A 16,896-nucleotide genomic window follows, 5' to 3' on the forward strand; every position below is an offset into this window, starting at 1 on the left:
CTACTCCCGCACGTCGACGGCGACGGTTTCCGGGTCCACCTCGGTCCGAAATTTGACCGGCATGGCTTGCGCGGCAGCCGTGATATCCGCGCGGATCACAAAAGTGACGGTGTTGGGCTTGTCATGGCTTTCGGCAGGCTCGACGCTGAGCGAATCCTCGCCCAGACGCGGCTCATACTGACGGATCGCCTTGCGGATTTCGCGCGCGCGATTGAGGACCGCTCGCCGTGTCAGCGGCTTGCCCGCCAGATCGCTGAGGCCGTAATTCAGCACCGAACTTTGCACATGCGGATAGGGCTCCAGATCATGGAGCGCCTCCAGATTGGTGGTGTTGAGCAGCCATGCCAGCTCGCGCCGGATCGTGCTGCGCAGCGCGGCCTCATTGAAGCGATCAAGCCGGGGCACAGTGTAATGCCGGAATTTCTCGCGCGAGACATCAGGCGTATCCGAATGGATGTCCTTCAGGCCGGAAATATCGATGTCCGCCACCAGCTTGTCGAAAAGCGTGGGCGTGAGACGGTGACTGACGGCCATGATCAATCGAAGTGCAGAGCGCGCAGGCTCAACAGCCCGCGATCGTCGCCATCCGACAGCGTCCAGAGCCGCTGGCCGGAGGCAAGATCGCCAAAGTCATGGACCCGCCACCGGGTTTCGCGGGCAAGACGCTCGCCATTGTCCTGCGCGGCTTCGCTGCCCGGATAGCGCGCAGGCAGGAAGCCCGCCACCGATTGCCCGGATTTGAAAGCGATCTGCACCGGATACCAAACAAGGTCACGCAAATCGCGCGGGCCTTCGCTGGTAATGCTGGCAACCTGATCGAAAGGCTGCAAACCATAGCGCCCACCAATGATGGCTTCGAAAGCGGGGCCGAAACGCGCATCGGCGTCAGCGATCCACTCGAAAGCCTCATCATTGAAGCGGCCCGGCGTATCTGGCGCGGCATCGAAGGCCGCATCGCGCGCGGCAATCGCCCCATCCGTGCGGCCGTTGGTCAGGTGATGCAGCGCATCGACCACACCTTCGCACCAGTCGGATGCCACATGCTGGCGCGCCCTTTGGCGCCCGGCAAACACCTCGCCGCGTTCCAGCTCGGCATCGATCGCCTGACCATAGGCCGTGGCCAGCATCTGCGCCTCACCCGAAAGCTGGGCGAGAGCCTGCAATTGCTTGCGAGCCTTGTCCCACTCGCCAGCCACGGCGAGCAGCTGGAACAGGAACATGCGCGCCGCCTGATCGGCGGGCTGCGCCCGGACGGTACCGACCAATGCGGCACGCGCACCTTCGATATCGCCCGAACGCAGCAGAGTATCGGCATCCGCCATGGTTCGGATCAGCTGGCGACGTTCTGACGAATGTCGTAGCTGGCGGTGATGATGCCGCCATCCTTGCCGCCCGTGCGGTTCTGCGGCTGATAATCGAAGGTCACCTTGGCAGTGTTGAACACGATCGATTCCATGATGGCATCGCCGTGGGCAGCACCCTGATTGTCCACCGAAGACACGATGACGTCTTCCAGCGTGATCTTGTAATAGACCAGCGGATTGGTGCCGTCGCCAGCCTTCTGCGAGTAGATGATGATCTGCGGAATATGACGACCCGAGGCACAAGCACTGAACAGTTTGGGCGAAGACTTGTCGACTTCCTTGGTGATCGAGATATCGCGGATTTCGGCCTTGCCCGAACCACCGCCGGCACCGCCAGTGTGGAAGGAACCATGCTGGGCCGCACCGAAGTTGAAGGAAATGATATCGATTTCCTTCTCGTGGCCCTTCTTCTGACTTTCACCGTCGATCCCGTCAATCTTCAGGAACAGATCAACTGCCATTAGAAATCCCCTACAAGTAATGAGTAACAACCGCGAACCTAAATTCGGATTGTTGCAATAGACTGAAATCTTATAACTGAAAAATCAGCTCATCCCGAAAATCACGCAGTTCGCGGCAATCTCGAAACCATGCTGAGAGCAATATCCATGCCTTCCAGCTGGTAATGCGGAACAAACATGAACTTGCCCTTATAGTAACCGGGATTTTCATCATCCGGCACGATTTCGATACGGGCATCCTTGAGCGGCAGGCGCGCCTTGGTTTCTTCGCTCGACAGCGCCGGAGAGCCGTCGACATATTGCAGAACCCAATTGTGCAGATCGCGCTGCAGCTGGTCAGCTTCGCGGTTGCCGCCGACCCAATCGCGCACCATGCACTTCAGATAATGCGCGAAACGGCAGCTGGCGAAAATATAAGGCAGACGCGCCGAAAGGTTCGCATTGGCCGTGGCGTCGGCATTCTCGTAATTCTTCGCGCGATGCAGTGTCTGGGCACCAATAAAGGTGGCCTGATCGCTGTTCTTGCGATGGATCAGCGCAATCATGCCTGCTGCCGAAAGCTCCGCCTCGCGACGATCGGAAATGGCGATTTCGGTGGGGCACTTGTAGTCCACACCGCCATCGTCGGTCGGGAAGGTCGCGGTGGGCAGACCTTCAACCGTGCCGCCCGATTCCACACCGCGAATGCGGGTGCACCAGCCATAGGTGTTGAACGCCTCGGTGATACGCGTGCCCATGGCGTAAGAAGCGTTCAGCCAGAGGTGATGATCGTGCTCACCACCAGTTTCCTCCTCGAAATCAAACTCATCGACCGGCTCGGTCTTGGCGCCGTAAACCGGACGCCCCAGGAAGCGCGGCATGGTCAGAGAGAGATAGCGGCTGTCCTCGGAGGCGCGGAAGCTGCGCCAGGCGGAATATTCCTGCGCATCGAACAGCTTGCCCAGATCACGCGGATTGGACAGTTCGGTCCAGCTCTCCATGCCGAACAGCGGCGGCGCGGCAGCGGCGATAAAGGGCGCATGCGCGGCCGCACCAATCTTGGCGAGCCCCTTCATCACCTCAAGATTCGGCGCGGTGTGATCGAAATAATAATCACAGACAAAGGCGCCATAAGGCTGGCCACCCAGCTGGCCGAATTCGGACTCATAGACCTTCTTGAAGAGCGGGCTCTGATCCCATGCCGCGTCGCGATACTGGCGGAACATCTTGCGACACTCCTCCTTCGACATGTTCATGACACGGATTTTCATATCCTTGCCGGTCGAGGTGTTCATCACCATATAGTGAAGACCGCGCCATGCGCTTTCCAGCGCCTGAAACTCTTCATTGTGGATGATCTGATTGACCTGCTCGGTCAGCTTGCGATCCAGCTCGGCGCGCAAGGCGTCGACCGTCGCATAAACATCATCACCGATGATCGAGGCATTCTCCAGCGCCTGATGCGCCAGAGTCTTGACCGACTCCTCGATGCGGTTCTTGCGGATATCGTCGGCAGGCTTGAACTCCTTCTGGAGCAGCGCCGTGAAATCATCCAGTTGCGCGCTCTCGGCCTGGAGCGACGCGGTGCCGCCCTGAACTGCTTCCTGTGCCATGTGTCTTGATCCCTGGTCTCAGGCCTGTTCGGCCGAATTGGCTTCACTTTTCGCGGCATCAGCGGAGGAGAGCGCCGACAGCAACGCCGGATCTTTCAGCACCTTTTCAAGCAATTGCTGTGCACCTTCCTTGCCGTCCATATAGACCAGCAGATCCTGCAACTTCTGGCGGGCCTCAAGCAGTTGCGCCAGAGCAGGCACATTCTTGACCACCTCGCCTGGCAGGAAATCATTGATCGACTTGAAGGTAAGATCGACAGCCAGCTTGCCGTCACCCGTCAGCGTGTTGTCCACCGCAAAGGCTGCACGCGGCGCGATCGCTTCCAGACGCTCATCGAAATTGTCCATATCGAACTCGACGAAATCGCGCTTGGCGACATCCTTCTTGTCGACAAGGCTCTTGCCCGAGAGGTCGGACAGCACGCCCATCACAAAGGGCAGTTCGATCTTCTGGCGCGAACCATAGGTCTCAACCTCATATTCAATGTGAACACGAGGCGCCCGATTCTCCTTGATGAAGCGCTGGCCGCTCTTTGCAATCATTGGTTTTCCCACCTTTTGATTGGCCAGTCATGGCCGTTAATTTGTATATTTCCGACAAATTATGCCGAAATCATCGTCAATATCGCGAACTATCGTCATTTGACCGGGTTAACAACACAGAACCTGCCTCGGAGACACTGTTGGGAGCAATGTCTTCGAGCAGCGCCATGAAATCCATGCTGATCCATCCTCTGACCCGACGTAGGGCAACGAGTATTGGGCTAGTTGGTTCCCGGCGCGCATAATAATCTGAAATTGCGTCGAGCGCGCGGGCCACATCGTCCCGCGATTCAAGTCGCCCGACCACGCCACGCGGGCCCGAATGCACGGCCTCGCCCGCCTCATCGGGCGCCTTTTCCTCCACCGCATCCTTGGCCCCGGCATAGGGCGCCAACAGACGGCGCATGGCATCAATGACCTGATAGGTCGGCTTGAAATCGGTGCCGGTTTCATCGCCCGCATGAGCCATCAGCGCGGCGTCCACCCGCTCGATGGATGCACGGATCTGCATCAGCACCTCGATCTTTTCCGCGAAGGCTTCGGGCGGAGTTTCCTCCACCGCATGGCGGAACATGCCGAAACCCTCAGCGCTATCGCCCTCGGCGTCGAAACGCTCCATATCCTCGGCGGAATAGGAGCCCAGACGCGGATGCTCCACCAGCGTGATACGCTTCAAAGGCCCCAGAAATGTGCCGATCCGGGCCAGCGATTCACAGGCACCGCGGCGCCCGATAAAGCCGTAATCCTCAAGCGAGGGATGCAGCACATCCCAATAGCGCTCCATAAGTCCGGCCAGCATCTCGCAGCCGATGGCAACGGTCTCGATGCGCCCCATGCGCGCGCCGGCACGGGCGAGATAAATCGCCAGCCAGATATCCTTGCTCAAACGGCTTTGCTGCTCGATCAGCGCGATCGTGCCGCGCCAATCAACAGATTCGGCACCTTCTTCAAAGGCTTGCTCGATCTCCTGACGGTCAGGATGGTCGAACAGATCCTCGCCGCCCGGCTTCTCATCCGAGACAGGCACCAGCAATTCATCGAGAGTCATCACAGGCTGATCGCTCCGCAAAGCCCAAAGTCCCCACCGCCCCACAGGGCCAGCAAAGGATCAGGAGGCGAGCCGTGCTTCCACGCGGCGGTTACGGGTGTCGGCAGCGACATGCCCCGGCAGCGGCTGGCTGGACCCGAAGCCCTTCACATCGATGCGCGAGGCTTCCACCCCCTGTTGCGAGAGGAAATCCGCCACCGCCTGAGCCCTGCGGCGCGACAGATCCATATTCGTATTGAGGTTGCCGCGCGAATCGGTATGCCCCTCGATCAGGAAGCGTTTTCCTGAAAGCTCAGGCATTTGCATCGCCTGCGCAAAGACCCGCGCCTTAGCCATGCCATCCGGCGTGATCTGTGCGGAGTTCAGCTTGAAACCGATCATCAGATCGGCATGCCCCGCCCCCGCGACAGGTTGTGTATTTGCTGCGACCAGCGCAGGCCTTGCAGCCCCCACATGGCTCGCCCTCACGCCGCCATGGCCCGATTTCGCGACAAATCCCTGAGAAGACACAGCTGCAGGCGTGGGCGAAATACCCCCCGGCGCCTTCTGCCCGCCAGCATTCGGACGGGCGATACGGAAGCCTTCCGTTACCCCCGAATCGCCAGCTGCAGGCTGAACGGATGCATCAGACGAAGCCCCATCGCACTTGCCTGCGAAGACGCAAAGATAGCCTTGTACCGAAGGCTCGGGAGCCTTTGCAGGGCCGGCAAACGCGGGCGCGGCGAGCATCGCCGTCAGGCCCGCAAGAGCCGCTGGAATTCCAATTCGCATCAAGCCCTCTTTGCCTAATGAGTCAGTCCCGCCCCAAGCAACTTATCCTAGTTCCGTGTTTTCGTCAGGACAAGAGCCAATGCCATGAAAACGTCAACAAGCAGCTTTATAGGCTTGCATAACTCGCACAGGATAAGCCAGACACGCCGCTGCTGATTCATGTCGGAGGCCGATTTTGGCTGCTACGTCGAGACTATCGGAAATGTCCGTCGACCTTGGCGATGAGCAGGTCGAACTTGAACGCATCGATTGCATGGAGGGTCTTAACGCACCCTTTACCATAACAGTCGATCTGTTCGCGCCGCTGGAAATCGATCTTCAGCCGCATCTGGGCAAGCCTTGCGCGCTCAAAGTGCGCGAGGATGAGGTGCTGCAGCGCTACTTCCACGGCCTGGTCATTTCTGGCGAACATATCGACGAGACCCCCACCGGCCACCGCTATCGCTTGGCCCTGCGCCCCTGGAGCTATTTCCTCGCGCAGAACCGCGCCATGGCGATCTTTCAGGATCTCAACGCGCAAGACATCATCAGCCAGATTTTCCAGAAGGCGGGTATTGCCGATTTCGAGTTCAAGCTTTCGGGCACACCGCGCCCGCGCGACTATTGCGTGCAGTATCAGGAAAGCGATTTCGCCTTCACCTCACGGTTAATGGAAGAGGAAGGTTTCTACTTCTTCTTCCGGCACGAGGCTGATCGTCATGTGATGGTCATCTGCGACGGCCCTGCCTCGCATGTCGCGGGAACGCCCGCCACGCTGGTCTATGCGCCCAATTCGATCTCGGTCTTTACGGCGGATTCGGTGGAACGCTCCAGCGGCGGGCGGCACCATCTGCAAAGCTGGCGCGAAAAGGTCAGCACACAGGCCGGATCGCATGTCACCCTGCGCGACTGGGATTTTCGCGCGCCCAACCGCTTTGTCGAAGCCAAGGCACAGGCCGAAGCGCAGCACCCGCGCGACACGCAGGAAACCTATGTCTATCCGGGCCGCTTCTTCCACGAATCCATCGGCGTGAGTGAGGTGGAAACCCATGGCGGCGAGCGCAGCGACACGCTGATCAGCGCCATGCGTGCCCAGCGCCGGGTCTTCACCGGATCATCGCAAGCGGCAGGCCTGTCCTGCGGCTTCAAGGTGACCGTGGCGGACCATCACATCGGGCGGATGAACGCCGATTATCTGATCATGTCGGCCTATCACAGCATCACCGCCGAAACCTATCGCAGCGGCTCGCATGCGCATGAGGCCTCCTTCAACACCCGCTTTGAGGCCATTCCCGCCGACACCACCTTCCACCCCCCGCTCTCCACCCCGCGCCCGATGGTGCAGGGTCTGGAAACCGCCGTGGTCTCCGGCCCCGAGGGCGAGGAAATCTTCACCGACGACTATGGCCGCGTGAAAGTCCGCTTCCACTGGGACCGCGGCACCACCCCCGGCGAGGCGGCCACCTGCTGGATCCGTGTCTCGCAGACCGGTGGCCTCGGCAATCTCATCCTGCCGCGCGTGGGGCATGAGGTGCTGGTCGATTTCCTCGGCGGCGATCCCGATCGCCCGGTGGTGGTGGGCCGCGTCTTCAACGCCAACCATATGCCGATCTACCCCCTGCCCGCCAACAAGACGCGCGCCCTGTGGCGCACCAAGCGCTATGGCCAGACCGGCGACTACACCAACGCGCAACCGCTCGACAGCGGCGCACCCGGCGCCAATGAAATCCGCTTCGAGGACAAGGGCGGCGCCGAGGAAGTCTATGTCCATGCCGAGCGCCTGATGAACACCCGCATCCGGCTGGACGAAACACATGATGTAGGCCGCAACCAATCGGTCAACATCGGTTTCGACCACGAGGAGAGCGTCTTCCGCGACGAAACGTTGAAGGTCGGGCGTAATCAGGATGTCCAGATTGTCGAGCAGCGCAAGACCAAGGTGGGCAAGGACGATATTCTCGATGTCGTGCAATCCTTCAAGGTAACCGCCAACACCAGCATCGAACTCAAAGTCGGCCAGTCGAGCATCGTGATCAAGCCGACCTCGATCGCGATCAGCGCGCCCAACATCACTGTCAGCGGGCAGGCTTCCGTGGCAATCGATGCACCGGAAACCTCCGCGGATGGCAAGGGCACGCTGACGCTGACAGGCGGACTCGTCAAAATCAATTGAAGGCGTTAGCATCCAGCACCATGAGCGAGTGGCGCAGCATCCATCTGACCCAGGCCCGCCAGGTAGCGGCGCTGATGGGGGTGACCAAAGACCTTCCTGCGCCGGAGGTGTCCGTGCGCGCCCGCTATGAGGCGCTGAAGGCCGAAGATCCCGCTCAAGCGCTGACCTTTCTGGCCCATGCCCTGCCTCGCTTCGAGGCGATCCTCTGGGCGGCAGGCATGCTGGCGCAGGCCCATGGCCCTGCCCCATCGCGCAAGCAGCAGACAGTCCGCGCCGCGATCCGCCATTGGGTGGATCGGCAGGACGATGCCGCCCGCCGTGCCGTTTATGACAGCGCCCAGCCTCTGGCCCGCGATCTGCCGGAACGCAGCCTTGCCGGCGCAATCTTCTACAGCGGTGGCTCGATTGCGCCGCTGGATACGCCGCCGGTGCTGCCCGTGCCCGGTCTGGCCAATCGGTTGGCCGCCCTCGCGGTGATCGAGGCGGCCTATCTCAGCGGTGACGCGACCGGCTTTATCGAGGATGCGCTTGAGCAAGCCGAAGCCGTTGCCCAACATGGTGCGACTGCGCAAACCATGGGGCGCAACGCCGCATGACGCTCCGCCTCAGCATCGTCAATGCGAGCCGCTCGACGCTCGACAATGGCGCGCCCACAGAGTTCAGCCTTGATCAGCGCGGTGCGCTGATCGGCCGCTCGCCCGGCGCTGACTGGAGCCTGCCGGACCCGCGCAACCATATCTCATCGCGCCATTGCGAAATCCGTTTCGAGCATGGCCACTATGTGCTGCATGACACCAGCACCAACGGCACATTCCTAAACGACCGCACTGACCGGCTGACCCAACAGCATATGCTGCAGGACGGCGATGTGCTGAACATCGGCCATTACCGCATCCGGGTGACAATTGCGCAAGGCGCCCGCCCTTTCGGCAGCGGCCCGGCGACCACATCACATCACCAAAGCCCCCCACCAGCAGCGAGCGGATGGGACAGCTGGGGAACGCCGCAGCCTGCTTCCCCCTCGCCGCCCTTTCCGGCAGCGGACAGCGGATGGGGAGCCCCTGCCGCCAGCAAGGATGCTGGCTGGAACCCATTACCCCCGGCATCGGAAGGCTGGGGCGCCCCGCCGCCTGCCGCACCGGTATCATCAGACTGGGGCACGCCGACACCACCTGCTTCTCAGGGGTGGGGACCACCGCCCTCTTCAGCCGATGGCTGGGGGCAGGCACCGCAGAGCGCTTCGGACGGTTGGGGCAGCGTGCCTGTGCCGCCCCCGGTATCGAGCAATGACAGTTGGGCTCCGGCCAGCGGCGCGGCATCGCCCTCCATGCCGGAGGTCTCCTCGCCATGGGCCAGCGCCACGCCTGCGCCTCCGCAGGCCTCGGGCTGGTCCAGCGCCGCGCCTGATCGCCCTCCTGCTCCCGCGCCGGACGATATCTGGGGCCGTCTGGCCGAGGGCAATGTGGTGGACTGGGCGCGCGGCGGCTTTGGCCAGCCCATCGACAGCAATCCCGATCCGCTCGGCCTGAACCCGCAAGGGAAGGACGTGCTGGGCGTCGCGCCCGCCAATCCTTTCGACCGTAGCTCGCCCTGGTCGAACACCCCGCCTGCACCAACGGGCGCTCCGGTGGCGGATATGCATTTCGCCATGCCGCCGGTACAAGACGATCCGTTGCCGGTGGCTGTCCCGCAGGCACCGACTCCGGTCACGCCCGCACCGCCCCCCGCTCCAGCCCCGGATGTGCTGATCGAAGCCTTCCTGCGCGCCGCCGGGGTCGAACATCTGGTGACGCAGCGCAACCCCGCCCTGCTGGAGCGCGCCGGAAAGCTGTTTCATCGTCTGGTCGCGGGCCTTGTGGTGATGGTTGAAGCGCGCGCGCGGGCGAAATCGCAAATGGGCGCTCAGGCCACGGCCTTTGAGGTGGATGGCAACAACCCCATCAAATTCTCGCGCCATCCCGAGGATGCGATCACCGCACTGCTCAATGCCCCGGCGCGCGGCTTTCTGGATGCCGGCCCGGCCATTGAGGAGGCGTTTTTCGACCTCCAGTCGCACCAGCTGGCCACCCTGCGCGCCATGCAAGGCGCCCTGCGCACCACGCTGGACCGCTTCTCCCCCAGTGCCATCCGCAAGCGCGCCGAACATCGCGGCTTGCTCGCCCGCATCCTGCCGTCCGCGCGCGACGCCGCCTTGTGGCAGGCCTATGAGAAGGAATTCGGCGGGGTGGCGCAGGGGTCGGATGAGGCCTTTATGGATATGTTCGCCAAGGAATTCCGCCGCGCCTATGAGGAACAGGTGCGCGAACGCCAGTCACAACGCTAAACTTGCTTACTGGCTGCCTTCCTCCACGGTCTTGAACCAGACCATCTGCGCCTGCCAGCCCCGCGCCGCCGCTTCGGAAACGAAATGCGTCGTCCAGTCCGGGCCGCGCTGGCCGATGGGCGGGGCGATCACATCCTTCTCGAACGGCCCCTTGCCCGTCAGCAGCAGCACACCCGACCAACCGGTATGGTTCACATCCAGCTGCATCTGATAATGATCGTTGCCGCGATCGGTCACAATATGGGTTTCGGTGGCTAGCTTTTTCAAAGCATCACGCCCCAGAACACCCGTTCCCGGACCAGAGAATTCAGGTGAAATCAAGCCGGAAGGCTCAAGGCCGATCAGCGCGAAATCCGCCTTGGGATCGTCGATGGCCAGTTGCAGCACGATGTTGGCGGCTTTCTCACCCGGGTAACCGGTCTGGCTCGGATCGTTGGGCTGCATCCGCATCGCGAATTTGCGCTGAGGCACCGTCAACTGATGCGAATCCGGCGCGCGCACCTGCCGATAGGTGTCCAGCGCCGAACAGCCCGACTGGGTGATCTGGGCCACATCGCCGAAATCGATGCTGGCTTCCTGAATATGGTGCTGGGCCAGCGCCTGCGAAATCTCATTCTGCGCCGCCGCCGGATTGCCCGCAACCCCCGCCAGCTTGACATTCGGCCCGCGTGGCCCGGGCGTGATATCGGTGATCTGCAACCATGTGCAGCCCACCGAAGGCAGCACGGAATCGATGGTGGAGCGCGCCAGATCGGCCGGGCTGCCCGTTCCCGAAACCACCGGCACCCCGGAATGCCCCGCCGGGCGCATCAGCCAAAAGCCAGCCCCGGCGACCAGCACCAAGGCCAACCCCGCCGCGCCCCATTTCATCCCCGCAGGCAATCCAGACGCGCCAGTTTGCGGCGCCACCACAGCAGTGGGGCGCAACTTCACCTCAATCGCCTCGACCTGCGCCAGCACCGCATCCATCGAGCGCAGGCGCTTGGCGGGATCGGGCTGCAGCATGCCGGTCAGCAGCAGGCGCAAGGGCTCCGGCACGCTGGCCAGATCAGGCACGGCGCGGCGTTTGTTCACCGCATCCACCAGCGATCCGCCCATCGACACATCGCGCCCCTGCGCAATGGCCAGCACCACCAGACCAAGGCTGTAAATATCGGTCCATGGCCCGATATCCCGGCCATAATCCCCCAATTGCTCGGGCGCGACATAGTTCAATTTGCCCGCAAAACCATCGCCGACAATGGTCGCGCTGCCGGGGCTGATATCCTTGGCGATGCCGAAATCGATGATCTTCGCCTGAGACAGCCGCCCACCCTCCAGCAACACATTGTCCGGCGAGATATCGCGATGGATCGCCCCCAACCGATGCGCCGCCTGCAACCCCTGAGCCAGCCGCCGCAGCAGAGCCAGCAGATCATTCGCCCCCGCCTCGATCCGTCCCAATTCGTGCGAGAGGTTCAGCCCGTCGATATACTCCGTGACGATATAGAGCACGCCCAGCTGCGGCTCCTGCGCCAGCACGCGATATTGCACCAGCGCGTCATGGCGCAGTCCAGTCAGCGTGCGCGCCTCCTTGCGGAACATGCCCGTCACATCGGGATCGGCGGCCAGAGCGGGCAGGATCACCTTGATCGCCACCCGCTCATCGCTGGTGACATTCACGCCCTCGAAAACCTCGCCCATGCCGCCGCGCGCGATAAAGCGCCGCACCTCGAAGATATGGTTGAGCACATCGCCCACCTGAATGGTGACTTGCGGGGCACGCGGCGCAAATTGCGTGGGCGGCGCGTTGGTGCCCCCTCTGGGCAAACCTGTCGTCCCATCCGAAATCGGCATAAACACGGTTTTTTGAGGATCGTCCTCCGGGGTTCCGCTCATGGCTGCGCGCCTCCCAAGGTTGGTAGCGGAACCAGCCTTGTCGCCTCACTCGCGCCGACGATCACGGCGGTGACATTGTCGGGCGCATTGCGCTCCAGCGTCAGGGCGATCAGGCGGTCCAGCGCGGAGCGGTGGCCTTCAGCGGCAAGAATGGTGGCGATCTCCTCATCGGGAATGCGGTTGGTGAGGCCATCGCTGCAAAGCAGGAACACATCCCCCGGCTCGGCCTCATCGGTGATGACATCGACCTCAAGCCCCGCCTGAGCCCCCACCGCGCGGGCCAGCACATGGGCCATGGGGTGGCTGGCGGCATCCTCGGGCGCGATCAGCCCGCGATCCACCATCGCCTGCACCTGACTGTGATCGCTGGTCAGGCGATGCAGCGTGCCGCCGCGCAGCAGATAGGCCCGGCTGTCGCCCACCCAGAACAGCGCGAAATGCGCGCCGCTGAGATACAGCGCAACCACGGTCGAGCCCATCTGCACGCCCTGCTTCTGCCCCGCCTGAAAAATCGTGGCATTGGCACCATGGATCGCATCGGCCAGAGCGTTGCAATCGGCGTTGAAATCGCCGGAGGGCACGATCTGGCTGATGGCCTTGGTCACCTCGCAGGCGGCCCATTCGCCCTTCTCATGGCCGCCCATACCATCGGCAACAACCCAGATGTTGCGCTCGGGCGAGACCCAATAGCTGTCCTCATTGTTGGTCCGCACGCAGCCCACATGGGTGGCGCCGAAACTTTCGAGGCGAAGCTGCGACGTCATGCGTCCTCCTGCGGTTGCAGCATCATGGATAACAGGCGCGGGGGGCGCAAACCCTCCACCACGCCGGGCGCGAAGCCCTCCCCCCCATCGGACCACCAGCGCGCGCCCGTCCAGCCTGCGGTGAGGCTGCCCCCGGCAAAACGCGCGGTTTCCTCGACCAGTCGGTCGGCATGCCAGCTTTCGACAAAGGCGTGATGCAGCATATCCTCGCACCAATGCGCCGCCGCGACCAGAGCCTCGGCGGCCACCCCCGCCAGCGCGAGATAGAGCGGAAAGCGCCGACCTGCCAGATCAATCGAAGGTGCCAGAACGCCTGCCGCGCCAACTGGCCCTTCGGCCCGTGCAAAGCGCCAGGGCGGGGCGCGGTCATAGAGATCATCGAAAGCGGCGGCGAACATGCGCCGCGCCGCATCCACCTCCCCCGAAAGCCAGCCATCCAGCGCGGCGCGCTCCGCAGCAGGCAGCCCGCGCGCGACAAAATCGCCATGGCTGGGCAGCTTGCCAAACAACAGAGCAACCACAGCCATCACAGCTTGACCGGGCAACGGAAGGACCACAGATCGCCCCGGCTGAAAGGATTGTGCCGCGAGGGCAGTTCGATGGTCAGCGTGGCGCTGTCATTGCCCGCGCCAAAGCGCGCGCGGATCGTCTGGGCGCCCGCGTTTTCCTTGGCCGCATTGCCCATCAGACGGAACAGCGCCCAGGGGCCATCGGCATCGAAACGCCGCGCTTCCTTGCCATCGGCGCCATAGAGCACCACCTCGGCATGCGGCACCCCGCCCGAGAGCGACCAGAGCAGCGGGCGCGGCTGGTTCTGCGCGGCGTCAAAGCGATAGCTTGCCCCGCCATTGGCCACCTGCACCGCACTGACGCCGCTGCCCAGCGAGGCCATGGAGACGCGGATCGTCAGCCCGCCGGCCAGCATATCACGGATCTGCGCGGCCTTGGCGAATTGCTCCGGGCTGGCCGGATCGAGCGTGCGGGCCAGCGGATCGCTCTCCCGCCAGCGCCAGACCGGGCCACTGGTGTCGATCATCGGCATCAGGCGTTGCTGGACGAACTGGTCAAGCGCGCCGCCCATGCCGAAGACCCGCAACACGTTCGCTGCCGAGGCATCCTGCCCGGCGGTCCCGAAAAAAGGGAAGTGCTCCTTGGCAGCCTCCTGACAGGCTGGCAGCACGCCCTGCATATAGGCATCGGCCACGGCGCCCTTGGCGGCGCTGACCTGAGCGGCCGCCCCGCCCCCGGCAGCGGATTTCACAAAGCCCTGCAGCTGGGGCGGAGCGCCGGCAGCGGCAGCCTGAACCGAGGCCATGGCGGCGGCCATCTGCGCCTGCGTGGCATCGGCCCCGCCGCCTCCGCCCACCGAGCGGGCGGCCATCACCGCCTGCCCCGCTTGCTTCAACGCAGCGACAAATTCATCGACCGGCGCGGGGTTCTTGCCATCGCCGACATAATCCTGAAGCGGACGGAAATAGTTGGTGATCTCTGCCCCGGCATCCAGACCCGTCGCCTGACCGGCGCCAGCTTCAGCGGCATAGCGCCCGATGCGTGAGCGGTTGATCCGTTCTTCCACCAGACGCTTGCCCAGGCCCGAGGCGCCGCCCTCGAAACTGGTGTTCTTGCGCAGTTCGAGCAGCACACGCTTCACCGGCGAGGGGCTCTTGGTCATGGCGCCGAAAGCGGCGGGGTCGCGGAAGTAATCGCCCGGCTGCATCGCCGCGATCACCGCCTCCCAGGCCGCGATATAGTCCTTGGCGTAAAGGCCCGCGATGCCGGGGCGGATGTTGCTCATTTCCTCGCGCACACCGCCGGTCTGAGCGTCACCGCCCAGCACCCAGAGATCGCGTTGCATATCCTGCTGCACCGTGGCGAGGCCCAGCATATAGCTCTTTTCAAAGCCGTCGCGGGTGAAGAAATAGGGCACGCGGGTGCCAAGGATCTGGTCATGATTGGCAAAGGCCGAGGCATCGCCCTGCGACAGCACCCCAGAGACCTGCCAGTCCGGCCCCTCGCCCGCCGCCTTCTGCTTCATCACCGCATAGGCGCGATCCGCCAGCGAGAGCGTGCCGATGGCGCTGCGCGCGCTGGCCACCAGCTCACCATTGAGCGGCGGCTTGCGGTCGGCCCAGACGCTGGCCAGATCCTTGTCTTCCAGCAGGGCATCGAGATGTTTGGCCAGCTGATCGCGTTCCGAGGCGCTGTCCGGTCCGGCGAAGACTTTCGTCGCCCAGTCATTGGTCACCCAGCGATGGACCGCCTTGGCATCCATCGGCCCCTGCTGACCCAGCATCAGATAGACCTTGAGCGGCTCATACAGCGCCATGGCATCGCCGTGGCTCTCGGTCATCGCTTGTTCGAGGCGCAACATCAGGCGTGGCAGCATCACGCGGCGCAGCGCCTCGCGATAGCTTTCCTCGGCCTGCTGACTGAGGCTATCCTGATAGAGGCCAAAGGTCATCAGCAGCGGCGGCCCGCCTTCCTGACGGTCACGATAGCCACGCGCCAGATTGCGCAAGCTGTTCAAAGCGGGCAGCGCGGCGCGCAGATCGCCATCGCCTTCACGCACCTGTTTAAGGTCGATCCCGGCATCGTGAAGTTGGGCGCTCGCCTTGCCGGTCTGCTCCAGAAGGTCAGCTTGCAGCATGCGGTTGCGCGCAAAGCTGACGCCCCAGAGCGCCAGCACCACCAACACCGCCGCGCCAATCGCCGAAAGGCCGCCGATCAGCCGCGCCCGCTGGCGCAGCAGCGCGGCAGGATCATGCGAGACCAGCCCGGCCTCGGGAAAGACCACCTCGCCCAGCAAGCGGTTGAGAAAATAGGCCCGACCAGAACCCCCACCCTGGGCAGGCTGGGCCGGGCGGTCATAGATATCCGCCATGCCCGAGAGGATGCGGTCCAAAGGCGCGCCCTGCTGGATGCCGCTGGTGAAATAAAATCCACGCAGCCGCGCCGTGGGCGCATCGCCACTGGCGAAGGCGCCTTCAAGGAAGCGCGACACCCGTGAGCGCAGCGACTGGAACTGCGCCGGAAAGCCCAGCAGCAGCGCGCGGCGCAGCGGATCGACCTCCTCGAACAGGCGCTTGGCCTGCCGGTCGGCCACGGCCTGCGCCACGCCGTCGAAGGCCCTAACCTGCATCTCGGCGGTGGGCGGGCCATCCTGATAGGCAAAGCTGTGGCCCAGCACCGCGCGGCGGCCTTCCACATCCAGATCGTCGAAATATTCGGTGAAACCGGCGATCAGATCGGCTTTGGTCAGCAGGATGTAGACCGGGGCGGAGACCTCCAAAGTCTGGCGCAACTCGATCAGGCGACGGCGCACCGCTGCGGCATGATTGTCGATCCCCGCGCAGTCGGCCGCCAGCAGTTCGTCCACACCAATGGCCACGATGATGCCGTTGATCGGTTGACGCGGGCGGTGCTTGCGCAACAGCGAGAGGATCGAACTCCAGCCGCGCCGGTCGACCTGATAGTCGGAATCCTGCGTGGTGTAGCGCCCCGCAGTATCAACCATCACCGCTTCATCGGCGAACCAGAAATCGAGGTTGCGCGTGCCGCCAACGCCTTTCACCGCGCTGTCGTTAAAGGGAAAACGCAGGCCGGAATTGAGCAGCGCCGTGGTCTTGCCCGCGCCCGGCGGGCCGATGATAACATACCAAGGGCGCGTATAGAGATAATCCCGCCGCTGCCCCGAAGCGCCCTTCATCTGCGCCAGAGCATCACGCATGCGCTGGCCAAGCGCGCGATCTTCCTCATCCTCGGCAGAGGGGGCCAGTTCCTCGCCCAGCGCCTTGGCGGCCTGCCGGGCCTTGCGGCGGCGCAGGAAGGCCAACACGCCCCACACCCCGCCCACAACGGCCACACACAACAGCCGCACCCACCACGGGCGCAGAAAACCGACAAACAACGGCAGTCCCGCCGCCAGCAGCAGCGCCATCAGCAGCGCGCAGGCAATGGTGACGAACCACCAGTTCTTCAGCAGACGCATCGGAAGCTCTCT

14 protein-coding genes are annotated in these 16,896 nt (G+C 63.3%); 3 read left to right on the top strand and 11 right to left on the bottom strand.

Features of this window, described 5'->3' with window-relative positions; genetic code table 11:
* From tssE to HGK27_RS19155, 7 genes are all read right to left on the bottom strand, one after another.
* A complete protein-coding gene (tssE, locus tag HGK27_RS19125; protein WP_206244446.1) occupies nt 1–534 on the bottom strand; it encodes a type VI secretion system baseplate subunit TssE in 534 nt (177 codons plus the stop codon).
* 2 nt (nt 535–536) lie between these two features.
* Nucleotides 537–1,322, bottom strand: coding sequence for a type VI secretion system accessory protein TagJ (locus HGK27_RS19130; protein ID WP_206244447.1), 786 nt, complete (start codon nt 1,320–1,322; stop codon nt 537–539).
* A gap of 8 nt (nt 1,323–1,330) precedes the next feature.
* The gene (locus HGK27_RS19135; protein ID WP_206244448.1) at nt 1,331–1,825 is read right to left on the bottom strand and encodes an Hcp family type VI secretion system effector; all 495 of its coding nucleotides are present in this window, start codon (nt 1,823–1,825) and stop codon (nt 1,331–1,333) included.
* Between the two features lie 101 nt (nt 1,826–1,926).
* Nucleotides 1,927–3,417 carry a type VI secretion system contractile sheath large subunit gene (tssC, locus tag HGK27_RS19140; RefSeq protein ID WP_206244449.1) on the bottom strand — a complete coding sequence of 497 codons (1,491 nt, stop codon included), beginning with the start codon at nt 3,415–3,417 and terminating at the stop codon, nt 1,927–1,929.
* A gap of 18 nt (nt 3,418–3,435) precedes the next feature.
* A complete protein-coding gene (gene tssB, locus HGK27_RS19145; RefSeq protein ID WP_206244450.1) occupies nt 3,436–3,960 on the bottom strand; it encodes a type VI secretion system contractile sheath small subunit in 525 nt (174 codons plus the stop codon).
* A gap of 76 nt (nt 3,961–4,036) precedes the next feature.
* Nucleotides 4,037–5,008, bottom strand: a complete 972-nt coding sequence (locus tag HGK27_RS19150) for a type VI secretion system protein TssA (protein ID WP_206245425.1) — start codon at nt 5,006–5,008, stop codon at nt 4,037–4,039.
* Nucleotides 5,009–5,068: 60 nt separating this feature from the next.
* Complete coding sequence (locus HGK27_RS19155) at nt 5,069–5,476, bottom strand: OmpA family protein (RefSeq protein WP_206244451.1); 408 nt, start codon at nt 5,474–5,476, stop codon at nt 5,069–5,071.
* Nucleotides 5,477–5,981: 505 nt separating this feature from the next.
* Between HGK27_RS19155 and HGK27_RS19160 the strand changes: the two genes are divergently transcribed.
* From HGK27_RS19160 to tagH, 3 genes are read left to right on the top strand one after another with little or no spacing between them, the layout of a single operon-like run.
* Complete coding sequence (locus HGK27_RS19160; RefSeq protein WP_206244452.1) at nt 5,982–7,931, top strand: type VI secretion system Vgr family protein; 1,950 nt, start codon at nt 5,982–5,984, stop codon at nt 7,929–7,931.
* A 20-nt stretch (nt 7,932–7,951) separates the two neighbouring features.
* Nucleotides 7,952–8,527, top strand: coding sequence for a DUF6931 family protein (locus tag HGK27_RS19165; protein WP_206244453.1), 576 nt, complete (start codon nt 7,952–7,954; stop codon nt 8,525–8,527).
* Entirely contained in the window at nt 8,524–10,254 is a 1,731-nt protein-coding gene (tagH, locus tag HGK27_RS19170) for a type VI secretion system-associated FHA domain protein TagH (RefSeq protein ID WP_206244454.1), read from the top strand. Before HGK27_RS19165 ends, tagH begins: the two co-directional genes overlap by 4 nt.
* A 6-nt stretch (nt 10,255–10,260) precedes the next feature.
* Here the strand turns inward: tagH and HGK27_RS19175 are convergent, their stop codons facing one another.
* The 4 genes from HGK27_RS19175 to tssM are packed head-to-tail and all read right to left on the bottom strand — an operon-like array spanning nt 10,261 to nt 16,884.
* Nucleotides 10,261–12,132: a serine/threonine protein kinase gene (locus HGK27_RS19175; protein ID WP_206244455.1), complete on the bottom strand. Its 1,872-nt coding sequence runs from the start codon at nt 12,130–12,132 to the stop codon at nt 10,261–10,263.
* Nucleotides 12,129–12,896 carry a PP2C family protein-serine/threonine phosphatase gene (locus tag HGK27_RS19180; protein WP_206244456.1) on the bottom strand — a complete coding sequence of 256 codons (768 nt, stop codon included), beginning with the start codon at nt 12,894–12,896 and terminating at the stop codon, nt 12,129–12,131. The genes HGK27_RS19175 and HGK27_RS19180 overlap by 4 nt, the downstream gene beginning before the upstream one ends.
* Nucleotides 12,893–13,423, bottom strand: a complete 531-nt coding sequence (gene tagF, locus HGK27_RS19185; protein WP_206244457.1) for a type VI secretion system-associated protein TagF — start codon at nt 13,421–13,423, stop codon at nt 12,893–12,895. The genes HGK27_RS19180 and tagF overlap by 4 nt, the downstream gene beginning before the upstream one ends.
* The gene (gene tssM, locus HGK27_RS19190; RefSeq protein ID WP_206244458.1) at nt 13,423–16,884 is read right to left on the bottom strand and encodes a type VI secretion system membrane subunit TssM; all 3,462 of its coding nucleotides are present in this window, start codon (nt 16,882–16,884) and stop codon (nt 13,423–13,425) included. The genes tagF and tssM overlap by 1 nt, the downstream gene beginning before the upstream one ends.
* Nucleotides 16,885–16,896 lie beyond the last annotated feature (12 nt).

It is taken from the genome of Novosphingobium terrae (assembly GCF_017163935.1).
In the GTDB taxonomy this organism is placed as follows: Bacteria; Pseudomonadota; Alphaproteobacteria; order Sphingomonadales; family Sphingomonadaceae; genus Novosphingobium; species Novosphingobium terrae.

What these genes read in the sequence shown, in the direction of transcription:
- tssE (WP_206244446.1), bottom strand. Translation starts at nt 534, where the DNA reads ATGGCCGTCAGTCACCGTCTCACGCCCACGCTTTTCGACAAGCTGGTG.
- HGK27_RS19130 (WP_206244447.1), bottom strand. Translation starts at nt 1,322, where the DNA reads ATGGCGGATGCCGATACTCTGCTGCGTTCGGGCGATATCGAAGGTGCG.
- HGK27_RS19135 (WP_206244448.1), bottom strand. Translation starts at nt 1,825, where the DNA reads ATGGCAGTTGATCTGTTCCTGAAGATTGACGGGATCGACGGTGAAAGT.
- tssC (WP_206244449.1), bottom strand. Translation starts at nt 3,417, where the DNA reads ATGGCACAGGAAGCAGTTCAGGGCGGCACCGCGTCGCTCCAGGCCGAG.
- tssB (WP_206244450.1), bottom strand. Translation starts at nt 3,960, where the DNA reads ATGATTGCAAAGAGCGGCCAGCGCTTCATCAAGGAGAATCGGGCGCCT.
- HGK27_RS19150 (WP_206245425.1), bottom strand. Translation starts at nt 5,008, where the DNA reads ATGACTCTCGATGAATTGCTGGTGCCTGTCTCGGATGAGAAGCCGGGC.
- HGK27_RS19160 (WP_206244452.1), top strand. Translation starts at nt 5,982, where the DNA reads ATGTCCGTCGACCTTGGCGATGAGCAGGTCGAACTTGAACGCATCGAT.
- HGK27_RS19165 (WP_206244453.1), top strand. Translation starts at nt 7,952, where the DNA reads ATGAGCGAGTGGCGCAGCATCCATCTGACCCAGGCCCGCCAGGTAGCG.
- tagH (WP_206244454.1), top strand. Translation starts at nt 8,524, where the DNA reads ATGACGCTCCGCCTCAGCATCGTCAATGCGAGCCGCTCGACGCTCGAC.
- HGK27_RS19175 (WP_206244455.1), bottom strand. Translation starts at nt 12,132, where the DNA reads ATGAGCGGAACCCCGGAGGACGATCCTCAAAAAACCGTGTTTATGCCG.
- HGK27_RS19180 (WP_206244456.1), bottom strand. Translation starts at nt 12,896, where the DNA reads ATGACGTCGCAGCTTCGCCTCGAAAGTTTCGGCGCCACCCATGTGGGC.
- tagF (WP_206244457.1), bottom strand. Translation starts at nt 13,423, where the DNA reads ATGGCTGTGGTTGCTCTGTTGTTTGGCAAGCTGCCCAGCCATGGCGAT.
- tssM (WP_206244458.1), bottom strand. Translation starts at nt 16,884, where the DNA reads ATGCGTCTGCTGAAGAACTGGTGGTTCGTCACCATTGCCTGCGCGCTG.